Genomic DNA, 15,157 nt, shown 5'->3' on the forward strand with positions numbered 1-15,157 from the left:
CTTATCTTTATTACTTATTTCCCCCAATTAGGCAGCGTTGTTGCTTTATATGGTACAACTTTGTAACGTGATTTATCCAATTTTGGCTCATCTAACCGTTCAATCACAATTTTTCCAAATCGATAAGGGTATTTATCCGTTTCTTGGTAATTATTGCGACTCACACAAAAATCAAATTGGAGATGGGCTTTTTCATCTTTACGTTCAAATCGATAAATTGCATAGCAATTTTTTTCTATCGCTTCGAATCGCCCTGTTGCTTTAAAGTAAGAATCTGAATACCCGGCTAGGGAGGATAATGTGTTTTTTAAGAGAAGATCTTTTAAAAAGTATTTTTGTTTAAAAACTAGATTTAAGTCATCGAAATCTTTTTGAGTAAACTCTGAGTTCATTGCTATTCTTTCTGCAACGGGAAATATTGTTGCTGTTTTCCAGAAGTTTTTAGTTTTTTTATCAAAACTACTGTCATAATATCCATGAATTTCGAAATTTTCTTTTATTGACTTACCAAATAGATAAGAGTAAGTAAAGTATCCCTTGGTTATTGGAGTAAACAGTTTTTTAGGGACAATTTCTCCCCCTTCGAAATTTGAATTTAACTCTCTTAATACTGAATAAATACTATTTTTTTCTATTATTTCTATGTTTTTTTGAAGAAAGAACTTAAAGTCGGCTATGTTTCTTTTGGTAAATTGATATTTTTTAATTTCATTAATGTATATTATTGAAATATTGCCCCTCCCGGAACTTTCTTGTTTTTCTATAGAAGAAGCACTACTTCCATATGATGATGTAAGTAATAGAAATATTGCTAATAATACGCTTTTCATTTTTTTGCTCCTTTTTCTAAAATAATATCTTTCGGCATATTTTGAAAAAGGAGATTTTTCTTATTGCCATCTTTAATTGCATGAATAAACTTATTCCATTGCGTCTGTTGATCATCTAAGTCGATGATAAACTCTTGTATAAATTTTGATTTTTTCTTATATTCCTGCATTTGGTCATAAAACGCATAAGGATTAATCGCGTGGATATGCCCTGTCATCACAGCACTTCTTCCCCAAGGTAAATCAGGTAAAATATTTCCAATGGCATCATCCCTTACCACTTTTGCACAGGTATAATTGTTTGCAATATTATAATATTGCTCTCGTTGTTCTATTCCGTTTCTGATTCGTACCACATTTTTATAAATGGCTTCATACTGCGCTTCGGTAATTTTTAATTGAAACAAGGTGACTTTTTCGGATATTCGGTAGTCGGCGGTCGCTATTCCATAAGCACGATTGAAGTCCTTTCCGAGCTCATAGCCGACCTGAGCGGCAGGATATGGGGCTAACATTTGATTAATTTAATAATATTCAAAGAATCTAATAAAAATTTATTATTTTAAAAGCTTGTAAAATAAGAACATTAGCAAGCTCAGATAAATATACCCCATAACTATATAGCATAGGATGAAATGTATTAAAAAAAATATAAAACCAGAATTAAAATAATAAAAAGACATAATAAAACAGGATAGGAATAGACAAATCATTGGGCAAACTATGAAAAATAAATATTTCTTAGTGTGGAAAAATGTTCTTATCCAAAACCATAAGGTAAAAGAAAGAATGTAATATAAATATATTCCTTGATAGTCTACAACCTTAGAATATCTAAATCTTCCTGTGCATACATATAACAAAAAGAAAGTAATTATAGCAAACCATTCAGCATTTCGTTTAATAAAAATATTTTTCATTTATGTCTCTCCACTATAGTTTTATAGTTATATCTGATAATTTTCTTAATTGGTCTCCTAGTTGATTGGGACGGCTAGTTATTTCTAGGTCCTTAAATTTACCAATTCCACCTTTAAGTACTTCACTTGAGCATTCAGTGCACCCCATAGGACCACAACTTCTATCTGCCTCTATATTACTTTTGATTCTTTCTCCTTCTTCGTCAGAAAGATAAAATATATGTGCATAAACATCTTCACCATCCTCTTTTTGATAATTAATATAATCTTCAAATGAAAAATCATTTCCTGATAATGTATAGCCACTGCCTGGGTAGATAATTTCGCCACTTTCTCTTTTGAAAAAATAACTTCCACTTGGGTCATATAATAAAGATTCGCTCTTATTTTGAGTGTTTTCAAGAATCATTCCTGTATGTGTACCAATACCCCAAACATTATAGAGATGAAATGAATCTTCCCATGTATTCTCATTCGTTATTACATAGAGAATATATTTTGGTCTTGATATTTTAATGGTTTCCACATAGTCATTTATTTTAAAATTTGCTTTTGATGTTTTGTTATTTACCATGTCCAGCTTCTCTCATCTAATTTATTAATATGTAACCGAATTTCAGCTTCAGCAGATTGTTCACTAAAATAGACAGGTGTCAACCCATTTTCATCCGTTATACCTTTCTGTTCGCTTTCTGGCAATTTGATTGTAAATGGCGTATTTTGGTAAGGTCTTCCTTCATCATCTAATAGATGGAACTGAAGCCGATAGAGTGGTTTTAATTCCCCTGTATTATCTGGCACTTGCAACTCCTTCTCCTGCATTCCAATATGCACACCATCCAACCAAATGCCTTCTTCGTTCATCAAAATCGTGTTTTTGCCAAAGCGAAGGAGAATCTTTTCATTGTCCATCGTCAGGCTGGTTTGTTTACCCACTTCAAGCTCAATACGGTCGTGTGCCGCGTTGAAAATCTCTTTCGCTTGGATAGCTTTAAGTAAGCTGATGGTTTCAAGGTTGTTTCCCGCTAAGACGGTTTTGATGTCATTACCGGTGGTGATTTGGGTGGTTCTGCCTTGGTCAATTTGAGTACGTTGGCTACCGTTAACCGTTAAAGTGCGGTGGTTTTTGATGTGATTTTTTTGGTCATGCTCAACCACTGTGGTCATATCCCGCTGGGCGTGCATTTCAAATAATTCTCGGTTCGCGGCATCCTCAAAGAGAATGCTGTTGTAACCTTCCCCTTTGTAGGTTTTTGATTTAATGTGCATTTGGGTATAGGTGGCAGGCAGATTACCCGGAGGGATTTGTAGCTCATTATACACGCGTCCAATAATCAGCGGTTGGTCAGGGTCACCTTCTAAAAAACTCACCACCACTTCTTGCCCAACACGCGGAATGGCGAGCATTCCCCAGTTTTGCCCCGCCCAAGGTTGAGCAACACGCACCCAGCAAGAACTTCTGGAATCGTTGAATTCCCCTTTATCCCAATGAAATTTCACTTTAACCCGGCCTTGGTAATCCGTGAAAATTTCTTCCCCTTTGGGGCCAGTGACTACCGCAGTTTGTGTGCCACAGATTTGTGGTTTTTGAGGGAAATTACTACGGAAAGTTTTTTCCGGAGAAAGACATTCAAAACGATTAGTGATAAAGGTGGTGTTTTCACGTTGGCTAAAATGGCTTTCCTCTTCTAAGGCTTGCGGTTGTTCGCCATGATGTTGAATGTAAGTTAATTGCCAAGGCTGATTGAAGTCAGCACGAGGGTGGCGATGAATGTGTAAGAGCTGACCTATCCTTAAAGCAGGGTGATTACTTTCTCCCTCGCCCGTATGGGCATCACGGCGTAAACTGTCGAGACGATATTGGGCAAAGCGTTCGCCACTGTCATTTTTATAGCGGCCAGGGTAGTCGTAGTAAGGGTAGTCTCCTTGGAATTGAATCTCTTCTTGTGTGCCTTGTAAGCCATATTCCGCATTCCAGTTTGGTTTTTTGAAGGTGTAATCTTTTAATAACACTTCAGAAGGACGGATTTGTTCGGTCCATTGGAAGGTGCGGAGATGAGGGGCTTGGCGTAATACGGTAGGATTGGCATTATAGTCAAGGGAGAGGGTATCTTCCTTGGATAAACGATGGGCATCATCGTAAATAAAGAGCCGGTCAATTTGATTATGTTCATCTTCCGTACAAAAGAAAAACAAGCCTTCTTCACCGATAATCCGTTGGAAAAATTCATAATCGGTTTCGCGGTATTGCACACAATATTCCCGTCTTGTGCGGTAGGCGATATCAATGGTGTGAAAAAGCACATTGGAATCGCTTAGCAGGGTTTTTAAGATAGCTTCAATACTGGTATGTTGGAAAATGCGTGAGCGTCTTTTTTGGGTTAATCGCCAGAGATGAGGGGAGAGGGTAAAGTGATAAAAGGTATAGCGTTCACCGGTTTTACCGAGTTTGATTTGTGTGACGATACCGGAGATATTCCGTTGTCGCTCACCATCTTGCCAGATGGAAAGGGTTGCTGCGCAGTCGAGTAGTGAACCAAATGGAAGCTGGTTATGTTGTGTTGCCGCGACAATGGAGAGTTTAAAGAGGGAATTATAGCCTTCTTCGAAATCGAATTTGACAACACGGAAGGTGTCAGGCGGCAGTTGTGCTACTTCGAGGGTGAAGTGGAGGCCTTTGGAAACAGAAAAATCGGGGAATTTTAGGGTGTTCATTGTTATCCCTTATTAAAATTTTTTATCTGGCGTGACATAGTAATACATACTGTATTTCCAAAACACAATAAGTTCGTAACCACTCTTCTATAAGACAGCGGTACATAATAGAAGCTTTGTCAGCCTATTTTTGTGGTGTGTAAATTTGTCATCCGTCTTTTAGTCTTATTTGCTATACTCATCCACTTCTTTACCAAAATAAGCGTCCCAATCAATTTTTATATCAATATTATCTTCATCTTCGTCTGCAATATAAACTTCCTCTGTTTCTCCGTTTTCATTGGTAATTCCTTTTACGGATTCTCCATCAAAATGCATAATATAGGGTATATTTCTATATGGCTCACTTTCTCCTAATAACCTAAAACGGTGAGGACTTTTGATTTTTTCAGGGATCTCTACTCTTTTTATCGCCTCTCTTCTTTTTACTTCCTTAATAAAATGAGGGCCACAATCCACCTGATATCTATAATTATCCTCACTTACTGCAGCGCAATATTCAGATAATTCATTAAAATCCTCATCAGATAGTCGGTCTAAGTTTCGTTCACCAACTGGGTCAATATAGAAGATTCTGTGCATATTTTTTTTCTTATAAAAAAACCATAGCCCGGACCAAATTCACCACTCACTTTAACAAATCCTATTTCACTATTAAAAAATATAACAACTCCAATCAATATAAGATTAGAAAGACATAATAAGATTGTTGTGCATTTATAAAATTTTTTATTCATTAATTTTTCCTTTTCTTGGTGCAGATAGTTGAAAATGTTGTCTTAAATAGGTAACAAATTGCATTCCTACATTTCCTAGATGTATTTGATGAATATTTTAAATGGCATTAATATCTAAAGTGTGGTATATTTTGAATATTTTTTATTGCTTTTCTTCTTTCTCTAAAGGTATATTTTCTAGCTTTTTATTATCTTGGGTTTTCATCTGTTTTTTATAAGCTTCCCAATCAATTTCTATATGTACATCATTTTTATCACTAACGTAAACGGTTTCTGTCTCTCCTTTATCATTTGTTATACCCTCTATAGTTTTTTTATCATATTGCATAATATAAGGACTATTTCTATATATTTCACCATTATATGTTAAAATAAAAGAATGAGGACGTAGAGAGGCCCTTCTTTTTACTTCCTTATTAAAATAAGGACCACAAGAAATTTTATGTCTGTAATTATTTTCACTTGCAGCAGCACAGTATTCAGACAGCTCGTGAAATGCATCATTAGAAAGCTGATCTAGGTCTTGTTCTCCTATAGGATCAAAATAATAAATCCTGTGCATATCTTTCTTCTTATAAAAAAAACCGTAATTATCCCCAAATTCTGTAGTTGTTCTTACTATACCTATTTCGCTATTAAAAAACATAATCATACTAGTCAATATTAGGTTAGAGATAAACAATAAGATTGTTGAACATTTATAAAATTTATAGAGTTTTTTATTCATTAATTGTTCCTTTTTCTGGTGCAGATAGTTGAAAATTTTGTCTTAAATAGGTAACAAATTGCATTCCTATATTTCCTGGACACGTTCGATGATCGCCTGGTAAGGCAAATTCTCGATGTCCTCCTAGTTGTTTAATAAAGAACACTGATAGCAATGCTTCAATTAAAGTAATGCAAGCATATCCTTGAATTTCTGGGACACTGAGTGAATGAAAAAAGTCTAGATGATCTATAAGGTAATCCTTTGCTTCTTCTATATTATGCCAATTCATTTCACCTCTTTCTGAATAATCACCAAGTAATAATATCCCTATTTTATTGGAATTATTCCAATTTACATGAGAACCTTGAAATCTAATATCTCTTCCTTCTAAAATATTTCCTTCACAGCTTACAATATAGTGGTAACCGATATCATCAAAATTTTGAGATCCTTTCATTTCAGATTGTTGAATTTTCTGTGTTTCGTTGATTGGGTCTCCACAACAGAAACCGAAATTTGAATTTCCTTGATGGTGAATGACGATTGCATTATAGTTCCAGCTTTCGGTGAGTTTTTTCTTAGGCGGTTTAGCTTTCCAACCAGAGCGTTCAATAAATTGTGTTCCGAACCTTTCCTTTAGGTTATTATTCACTCTATTAATAATAGTCTGCCTTGTTGCTGCTTTGTCATTCGTTTTTATAACATGCTCTTTAGCTTCATATTCTTTTTCCAATCCTATCGTTGTAGTTATTTGTTGATTCATTCTTCAATAACCTCATTAGCTTGTAAGAGTCTTTTTGGTGATTTAAACAGTACATGAATATTTACAGTTTCTTTTTGGTTGCTTTGAATATATAAATAGCCATTTTGATCTGTTTCTTGTTTAATTCGTTTTCCTGATGAAAATTCAATTTCACAAGGTCGATGAGCTAAAATTTCTCCAGTAGCTTTATCTGTTACGAGAACCTTCGCGATGTAATGAGATTCTTTTTTAGGCTCTCCGGTATTATCCGGCACTTGCAACTCCTTCTCCTGCATTCCAATATGGACGCCATCCAACCAAATCCCTTCTTCATTCATCAAAATCGTGTTTTTACCAAAGCGAAGGAGAATCTTTTCATTGTCCATCGTCAGGCTGGTTTGTTTACCCACTTCAAGTTCAATGCGGTCGTGTGCTGCATTGAAAATCTCTTTCGCTTGGATAGCTTTAAGTAAGCTGATGGTTTCAAGATTGTTTCCCGCTAAGACGGTTTTGATGTCATTACCGGTGGTGATTTGGGTGGTTCTGCCTTGGTCAATTTGAGTGCGTTGGCTACCGTTAACCGTTAAAGTGCGGTGGTTTTTAATGTGATTTTTTTGGTCATGCTCAACCAGTGTGGTCATATCCCGCTGGGCATGCATTTCAAATAATTCTCGGTTCGCGGCATCTTCAAAGAGAATGCTGTTGTAACCTTCCCCCTTGTAGGTTTTTGATTTAATGTGCATTTGGGTATAGGTGGCAGGCAGATTACCCGGAGGAATTTGTAGCTCATTATACACGCGTCCAATAATCAGCGGTTGGTCAGGGTCTCCTTCTAAAAAGCTCACCACCACTTCTTGCCCAACACGTGGAATAGCGAGCATCCCCCAGTTTTGCCCCGCCCAAGGTTGAGCAACACGCACCCAGCAAGAACTTCTGGAATCGTTGAATTCCCCTTTATCCCAATGAAATTTCACTTTCACTCGACCTTGGTAATCCGTGAAAATTTCTTCCCCTTTGGGGCCTGTGACTACCGCAGTTTGTGTGCCACAGATTTGTGGTTTTTGAGGAAAATTACTACGGAAAGTTTTCTCTGGAGAAAGACATTCAAAGCGATTAGTGATAAAGGTAGTGTTTTCACGTTGACTAAAATGGCTTTCCTCTTCCAAGGCTTGCGGTTGTTCGCCATGATGTTGAATGTAAGTTAATTGCCAAGGCTGATTGAAGTCAGCACGAGGATGGCGATGAATGTGTAAGAGTTGGCCTATTCTTAAAGCTGGGTGATTGCTTTCTCCCTCGCCCGTATGGGCATCACGGCGTAAACTGTCGAGACGATATTGGGCAAAGCGTTCGCCACTGTCATTTTTATAGCGGCCAGGGTAGTCGTAGTAAGGGTAGTCTCCTTGAAATTGAATCTCTTCTTGCGTGCCTTGTAAGCCATATTCCGCATTCCAATTTGGTTTTTTGAAGGTGTAATCTTTTAACAACACTTCAGAAGGACGAATTTGTTCGGTCCATTGGAAGGTACGGAGATGAGGGGCTTGGCGTAATACGGTAGGATTGGCATTATAGTCAAGGGAGAGGGTATCTTCTTTGGATAAACGATGGGCATCATCGTAAATAAAGAGCCGGTCAATTTGATTATGTTCATCTTCCGTACAAAAGAAAAACAAGCCTTCTTCACCGATAATCCGTTGGAAAAATTCATAATCGGTTTCGCGGTATTGCACACAATATTCCCGTCTTGTGCGGTAGGCGATATCAATGGTGTGAAAAAGCACATCGGAATCGCGCAGCAGGGTTTTTAAGATAGCTTCAATACTGGTATGTTGGAAAATGCGCGAGCGTCTTTTTTGGGTTAATCGCCAGAGATGAGGGGAGATAGTAAAGTGATAAAAGGTATAGCGTTCACCGGTTTTACCGAGTTTGATTTGTGTGACGATACCGGAGATATTCCGTTGTCGCTCACCATCTTGCCAGATGGAAAGGGTTGCGGCGCAGTCGAGTAGTGAACCAAATGGAAGCTGGTTATGTTGTGTTGCCGCGACAATGGAGAGTTTAAAGAGGGAATTATAGCCTTCTTCGAAATCGAATTTGACAACACGGAAGGTGTCAGGCGGCAGTTGGCCCACTTCAAGGGTGAAGTGGAGGCCTTTGGAGGTGAATAAGTCGAACATAATTTCTCCTTGTTAAATTCGTATTGATTTTTACTCTCTAATTGTCAATAACACATCGGGTTCTTGTACTGGATGACCTATAAAACTTGTCCAGCCAAGTAAACTATCTTGCTCGGTTCCTAAAACCATACCTGATACTTGCTCTTTTGCTAATCCTAATCTCAAATCCCAGGCAAATTGATCTTTTAATATAAAAGAGACAAAGGTAACGAGGGGGAGATAATTTTCTCCATTTGGTAAAAATGACAAAAATTCTTGCCGAGAAAGGTTGTTGAGCTGTAATTCAAATTTGCTTCCTCTGTTTGGCTTTCTGCTACCTAAGGTGAAATTTTCACCTAAACAAGAACGGCCTTTTGGTGGTTTACCCGCTTCTTTTTTCATTAATCCTAATCGGTTTTGTTCATCTTCGATGATTTCAACATAACGAAAACACCAACTTTCTAGTGAGACGAACTCTAAATCAAAACAATGGGAAACCAAGTTACAAATGATTTCAGGGGAGCGAGCAGGACTAGATAAAATACCAGCATAAGCTAACATTTTGGAATGATTGACAGAGAGTTTGTTTCTGATACTTTTATAGCCAAGTCCAGCTAAGGCAAACATTCTGTTAGAATATTCGTCAGTTCCATTTGTTTGGTAATTTATGTAGTAGCGATATTTTCGCCAAATTTGATGTAGTAATAACGATAGTCTATGGTTGAATAAGTCCATAAAATCAACTAATTTTGTCTCTTTATGAAGATATTCAGTGGCTAGACTATCTAGGTAATAGCCAGGTAGGGGCGATTGGCTACCATGCAAACCTAAAAAAGAAACTTGAAGTTCAAATGTTCCTTCCGGTAATTCTTTTAAGTTAGCGATATCTCTAATTGGGAAGCCTAATCCGGCTAGTGATGTTAGGCGAATAATTTCATCTTTAGGTAATAAACTTAAGCTTTCACTTGGATCAACCCCTTTGATTTTACATAATAGCTCCATTAGTCGATAGAAATTGTATCGGCTAATGTCTAGTTTTTGGGAGGCGGTGTTTACATCAATTGATGCTGTCCGATTTGAATAGGCCATTCATAGCTCGCTTGATTATCTAAATTTATTACTTTCAGTTTGTGAAATGAATTTACACTTGCGTAGAGAGAGAAGAACTGGGATAGCACAGTGCAAAATAAAAACATTTCACCTTCAGAGTTAAATTCGCTTTGTTTGATATATAAGGTAGATTGTAGTCCTCTAATAGAAACACTTTTAAATAATCGATCTATTGGCTTGGTTTCTATTGACTTAATCGCATTAAGTTTCTTTTGGGACATTTTGGCATTTCTCCTACTATGCCAGCTAGGCAGATCATAGGTTCTAATAATCTCTTTTAATGCCTCAATTTCGAGTAACGATAAGTAGTTTAGTGAAGAATTGGAAATTAATTTCCAAGCGAGTGTTCCATCTAGTAATGGATGCAGTGGCATAGATGGACGAGTGATATTTTTAAATTCAACAATTGCTGGGTTTGTTTCTGTGCCAATGCAAATATCACCAACTTTTAAGTTGGTTGGTATTTCACGGTTAGTGCAAGTCACATTGATCGAGATGGATTCGGTTTTTCCTAAACTTCTTACCTCATCGCCTCTTACAAAAGAAATATAATGATCAAATCCTTTTTCAAATAAGGCATCTTTAGCCCTTACTTTATAATAAAGTTCGGTTCGTCCTTTAGCATATTCAATTTGATGCTCAAAGCTTTCAAAAGGTAAGTAATGACGTGTGGAAGAATTACGAGGCCCTCTAGCTTTATTGTTCGTATTTTCAACATGGCTTGATACTTGATCTACTGAGAATATTTCATACCATTCAGGATGAGAATAACTTCCTTTTAGCAAATATTCATCTTTATCCCCATCGAATCTAAGCGGTTCACAACTATGCTTAAATAAATTTATTGCAGGTGTGCAATGTAGTCTAAAAGTTGATTTTCTGATTTGAACATCTGAAGACAATGGCTCAGAGAAATAGAGGTTTAATATAAATTGATTTGATTCATCAAGAGTATTTGGTAGTGGAGCGATACCATTTACGTCAAAGAACATGAAGCTTTCGGGAAAGCAGAAATATTCTTGTAAGATCCGATAACCACTGTAAGCATTTTTAGGGTAAGGTAAGAGAGCGTCTTCTTTATTAAATCCTGCAGGTGAAAAATTAAACTCAGGTAATGTTATTTTCTGGTCGTTGACAACAATCTCTGCACCTGTCAAGTAATAGCTAAACCATAGATATAGTTGCTGATTAGTGTAATCATCTGCCCCAAGATAAAAACGCAACTTATTTAAATCTAGTTCAGAGAACTTTAGTGGCGATTCACTAGAAAATACTAAGCTAATAATAGCTTGCTCGTTACTATTTAATACACTTGCATCCGAAAGAGAGAAGGGATTGAGCCAAACATCACGGCAAGTCTGAAATTGACATTGTAGTTTTTTGTCGGAGTTACCAGATACTATAGGACGGCTTAATAACGTGGTGCCTTTATTTACGACATCAAAACCTTTTGCGACTTTAGGGTTGGGAAAAAATTCAACGATAGTCATACTTGGTGTTGGGCGCAGATAATTTGGCCAGAGCATATTAATTAAACTATGAGTGAACTCTGGAAATTGATCTTCAATTTTAGCTCTTAAACTACCAGATAAAAAGGCAAAGCCTTCTAGTAATCGTTCAACATCGGGATCGGCACTTTTTTCAGATAAAAAATTAGCCAAATGAGGCTTTTCATTAGCAATTTCTTTACCTAATTCACGCAGATAATCTAATTCTTGTCTAAAATATTTTTCAAGAGACATAATCACATCTTAAGTAATGTTGCTCATATCTAGATAATAACGATGATCGTTATCTAGGTGTAAATTAAAGGCAATGTCTTTGGTGTAGTCTTCAAAGGATACTGTTGCCGTGACGTAAAAAAATAGGGTTAGAGGTTGCTCTTCATTAGGAAATGGTGTCACATTTACCGCGATGATTCGAGGCTCAAAATTCAAAATGCATTCTTGAATGATTTGGGATATTTTTTGATAGATATCTCCTGTATTACTCGTGGCATCATTTAAGTCCATAATGCCTAATTGGACCGCACTTTGTGATGTGCCTGGATGGGTATTAAGGATATTGTTAAGATTATGTTTTATTGACTCAATAAAAGTTTTGAGACCAGAATGGGAGAGAGGAGAAGGATTTACCTCCTTCCCCTGTATACGCTCAAATAAGCTAGCTGTACTATCTCGTTGCCAACTTAATAATGCCATTTTTCTATTCCTTGTCTAGACGACCAACAAGCGATAGTTCAAAGTTAGATCCCATATATTTAAAGTGTGGTCTTAATTTGATGGAAGACAAGAACCAACCTGGATCTCCCTCTACATCTGATACAGAAATAGATGCCGCTCTGAATGGACGACGACTACGAACATCTGCAGGTGGGTTTTCTTGATCAGCGACATATTGCTTGAGCCATTTATTTAACTCGGTTTGTAAATCAGTTGCTTCTTTCCAGCTACCAATTTGCTCACGTTGTAACACTTTTAAGAAATGAGCTACTCGAGTGATCATAAATGTATATGGTAATTGAGTACCTAATTTGTAGTTGGTTTCTGCTATTTTACCCTCTTTTGTATTTGGGAAAATTTTTGGTTTTTGAACAGAATTAGCAGAAAAGAATGCAGCATTATCACTACCTTTACGCATAGTTAATGCGATAAATCCTTCTTCCGCTAATTCAAATTCTCTTCTATCTGTAATAAGCACTTCTGTTGGGATCTTTGACTGAATTTGTCCCATCGCTTCATAAATATGAACTGGTAAATCATAGACCGCACCGCCACTTTGTGGGCCAATAATATTTGCACACCAACGATATTTAGCAAAACTATCCGTCAAGCAAGAAGCTAGTAAAAATGCGCTATTACCCCATAGATAGTGTTCGTGGTCTTTACTTACATCCTCTTCATAGCCAAAAGTTTTTACCGGATTGTCTGACACAGAGTAAGGTAAACGAACTAAGAAACGAGAGGCAGTTAATCCTAAACTACGAGAGTCTTCAGATTCTCGTAATGAACGCCACTTAGCATACATTGGTCCTTCAAACACTGATTTTAGATCTTTAATTGCAGGTAATTCAGTATAACTTTGAATACCAAAGAAAGCGGGGGATACGGAAGATATAAATGGGGCGTGAGCCATAGAACCTACAGCGCTCACATATTGCAAGAGTTTCATATCTGGGGATTTAGGGGTAAATTCATAGTTCCCAATCACGGCACCAATAGGTTCTCCACCAAATTGACCATAGCCAGAAGAATAAACGTGTTTATAAAAACCAGATTGAACAATTTCAGGTGCAAATTCGAAGTCATCGAGTAATTCTTCTTTTGTTGCATGAAAAACGTTAATCTTAATATTTTCTCTAAAGTCTGTTTTATCAACTAATAATTTTAATGAGCGCCAAGATGATTCTAAATTACGAAATTCATTGTGATGTAGAATCTCATCTACTTGGGCGCTTAATTTCCGATCAATCTCATTGATCATTTTATCTATTAATAACTTGTTTACTGGCTCTTCTTTAGAGCCTGTTTCTAAAATGTTACTAATAAAAGCAGCGACACCTTGTTTAGCAATATCATAGCCTTCACTATCTTCAGAAAGCCTTGTTTGAGCCATGATTTCATCAAGTAATGAGCCCGAGGTAGTGGTATTTTGTTCGATTTGTTCTGTTTGGATTTTATCAGCCATATCTAAAGTCCTCTGGTATGATCAACTATTTTTTATCAACTAAATTTAATTCTGCAAGTAATTGAGCTCGGGATTGCTCATCTTCGAGTAGTTCTGCGATTCTAGCTCGAAAAGCCGGAACATTCCCAAGTGGTCCTTTGACGGCAGTTAATGCTTCTCTTAATTCAAGCAATTTACGTAATTCTGGAACGGATTTAACAATGTTATCTGGAGAGAAGTCATTAAGAGATTTGATGTCTAATTGCACATTAATTTCATCATCTGGTGATGCGTTATCGGATAATTTGTTTGCAACATTAATATTCAAACCAATTTCCATTTCTTCCATAACTGAAGAAAAATTGTTTTTATCAATAGAAATCATTGATCGCTCTTCTATAGATGAGTCTTCTGCTTTTCCCTTCATATCACCAACAACTAAGAGATTTAATGGTAATTCAACTTCGGCAGTTTCACCGCCTGTTGCTGGGACGTATTTAATATTGATTCGCTCTTTAGGTGCAACAGAACCTTCTTTTTTACTCATAGCATTATCCTTCTTTAATTGTATAGAATGAAAAGGGGGTATACATGGTATATAGACCATCTACAAATTTAGTATATCAAAATTCTGGTTCTTTAATAGAGTGTTTTTTAAGCTTTTTGTTGTTTTTTTAGATAAAAAACGACATACTAATATACAAGAAATCATCTTTTTTGATTTCTGACGTCAATAATTATTTATTACATTATTACATTAGTGAGGACAACTACTATGCCAACTCCATGTTACGTTTCAATTACAGGAAAAACCCAAGGTAATATCACAGCTGGTGCGTTTACGGCTGATTCTGTGGGAAATATTTTTGTTGAAGGTCATGAAGATCAAATGTTGGTTCAGCAGGTTAAACACCAAGTGACCGTACCAACGGATCCACAATCAGGTCAACCATCAGGTCAACGTGCACATAAACCATTAATTTTAACGGTAGCCCTAAATAAAGCAGTTCCATTACTTTATAATGCGTTAGCTTCAGGAGAAATGCTACCGAAAGTAGAATTAAAATGGTATCGCACATCAGTTGAAGGCAAACAAGAGCATTACTTCACAACTACATTAGAAGATGCAACTATTGTTAATATGGATCTTTTAATGCCACATGCACAGGATCCTTCTCAAAAAGAGTTTACTCAATTACTTGATGTCTTTTTAGCTTACCGAAAAATCACTTGGGAGCATACTGTAGCAGGTACATCAGGTTCAGATGACTGGCGTACACCAATTGAAGCTTAATTAACTAGATTAGCTACGAGTATGGTGTGTCAAGCACACCATACTTTATTATAGCTACTATATTAAAGGTCCATCACCTAACTTAATTTAAATACTCAATGTTTGGGATTGAGTATAAGGATGGCTTTTATCGACCTTTGCATGATTTTATGCCACACGATAATCTAAAGTTTTCTGTTCAGCTTCTTTTATTAAGGCCTCATTCAATTATTTAATTCGAGTGGGAAGTCTCTTTCTTTTATAATTCTATTTGATCTTAAAGTTCCTGCGTCAATATTGAT

Annotated in this window: 14 protein-coding genes; 1 reads left to right on the forward strand and 13 read right to left on the reverse strand. The window is 36.5% G+C overall.

Going from position 1 to position 15,157, the window contains the following annotated elements:
- Window positions 1-14: 14 nt before the first annotated feature.
- The 13 genes from L4F93_RS09130 to tssB form a co-directional block, all read right to left on the reverse strand.
- Window positions 15-830, reverse strand: a complete 816-nt coding sequence (locus tag L4F93_RS09130) for a hypothetical protein (protein ID WP_250349997.1) — start codon at window positions 828-830, stop codon at window positions 15-17.
- The gene (locus L4F93_RS09135; protein WP_250349998.1) at window positions 827-1,345 is read right to left on the reverse strand and encodes a hypothetical protein; all 519 of its coding nucleotides are present in this window, start codon (window positions 1,343-1,345) and stop codon (window positions 827-829) included. Before L4F93_RS09135 ends, L4F93_RS09130 begins: the two co-directional genes overlap by 4 nt.
- A 418-nt stretch (window positions 1,346-1,763) precedes the next feature.
- Window positions 1,764-2,324: a hypothetical protein gene (locus L4F93_RS09140; protein ID WP_250349999.1), complete on the reverse strand. Its 561-nt coding sequence runs from the start codon at window positions 2,322-2,324 to the stop codon at window positions 1,764-1,766.
- A complete protein-coding gene (locus tag L4F93_RS09145; RefSeq protein ID WP_250350000.1) occupies window positions 2,318-4,465 on the reverse strand; it encodes a type VI secretion system Vgr family protein in 2,148 nt (715 codons plus the stop codon). The genes L4F93_RS09140 and L4F93_RS09145 overlap by 7 nt, the downstream gene beginning before the upstream one ends.
- A 165-nt stretch (window positions 4,466-4,630) precedes the next feature.
- Window positions 4,631-5,047: a hypothetical protein gene (locus L4F93_RS09150; protein WP_250350001.1), complete on the reverse strand. Its 417-nt coding sequence runs from the start codon at window positions 5,045-5,047 to the stop codon at window positions 4,631-4,633.
- A gap of 297 nt (window positions 5,048-5,344) precedes the next feature.
- A complete protein-coding gene (locus L4F93_RS09155) occupies window positions 5,345-5,929 on the reverse strand; it encodes a hypothetical protein (protein WP_250350002.1) in 585 nt (194 codons plus the stop codon).
- Window positions 5,922-6,674, reverse strand: coding sequence for an N-acetylmuramoyl-L-alanine amidase (locus tag L4F93_RS09160; protein WP_250350003.1), 753 nt, complete (start codon window positions 6,672-6,674; stop codon window positions 5,922-5,924). The genes L4F93_RS09155 and L4F93_RS09160 overlap by 8 nt, the downstream gene beginning before the upstream one ends.
- The gene (locus L4F93_RS09165) at window positions 6,671-8,827 is read right to left on the reverse strand and encodes a type VI secretion system Vgr family protein (RefSeq protein ID WP_250350004.1); all 2,157 of its coding nucleotides are present in this window, start codon (window positions 8,825-8,827) and stop codon (window positions 6,671-6,673) included. Before L4F93_RS09165 ends, L4F93_RS09160 begins: the two co-directional genes overlap by 4 nt.
- 30 nt (window positions 8,828-8,857) lie before the next feature.
- Window positions 8,858-9,895, reverse strand: coding sequence for a type VI secretion system baseplate subunit TssG (tssG, locus tag L4F93_RS09170; RefSeq protein WP_250350005.1), 1,038 nt, complete (start codon window positions 9,893-9,895; stop codon window positions 8,858-8,860).
- Window positions 9,859-11,658: a type VI secretion system baseplate subunit TssF gene (gene tssF, locus L4F93_RS09175; protein WP_250350006.1), complete on the reverse strand. Its 1,800-nt coding sequence runs from the start codon at window positions 11,656-11,658 to the stop codon at window positions 9,859-9,861. Before tssF ends, tssG begins: the two co-directional genes overlap by 37 nt.
- A 9-nt stretch (window positions 11,659-11,667) precedes the next feature.
- Window positions 11,668-12,117 carry a type VI secretion system baseplate subunit TssE gene (gene tssE, locus L4F93_RS09180; protein WP_250350007.1) on the reverse strand — a complete coding sequence of 150 codons (450 nt, stop codon included), beginning with the start codon at window positions 12,115-12,117 and terminating at the stop codon, window positions 11,668-11,670.
- A gap of 4 nt (window positions 12,118-12,121) precedes the next feature.
- Window positions 12,122-13,603, reverse strand: coding sequence for a type VI secretion system contractile sheath large subunit (gene tssC, locus L4F93_RS09185; protein ID WP_250350008.1), 1,482 nt, complete (start codon window positions 13,601-13,603; stop codon window positions 12,122-12,124).
- Window positions 13,604-13,628: 25 nt separating this feature from the next.
- Window positions 13,629-14,129: a type VI secretion system contractile sheath small subunit gene (tssB, locus tag L4F93_RS09190; protein ID WP_250350009.1), complete on the reverse strand. Its 501-nt coding sequence runs from the start codon at window positions 14,127-14,129 to the stop codon at window positions 13,629-13,631.
- A gap of 228 nt (window positions 14,130-14,357) precedes the next feature.
- Between tssB and L4F93_RS09195 the strand changes: the two genes are divergently transcribed.
- The gene (locus tag L4F93_RS09195; protein ID WP_250350010.1) at window positions 14,358-14,876 is read left to right on the forward strand and encodes an Hcp family type VI secretion system effector; all 519 of its coding nucleotides are present in this window, start codon (window positions 14,358-14,360) and stop codon (window positions 14,874-14,876) included.
- Window positions 14,877-15,157 lie beyond the last annotated feature (281 nt).

Origin of the sequence: Avibacterium sp. 20-132 (assembly GCF_023611925.1) — a bacterium.
Taxonomy (GTDB): Bacteria; Pseudomonadota; Gammaproteobacteria; order Enterobacterales; family Pasteurellaceae; genus Avibacterium.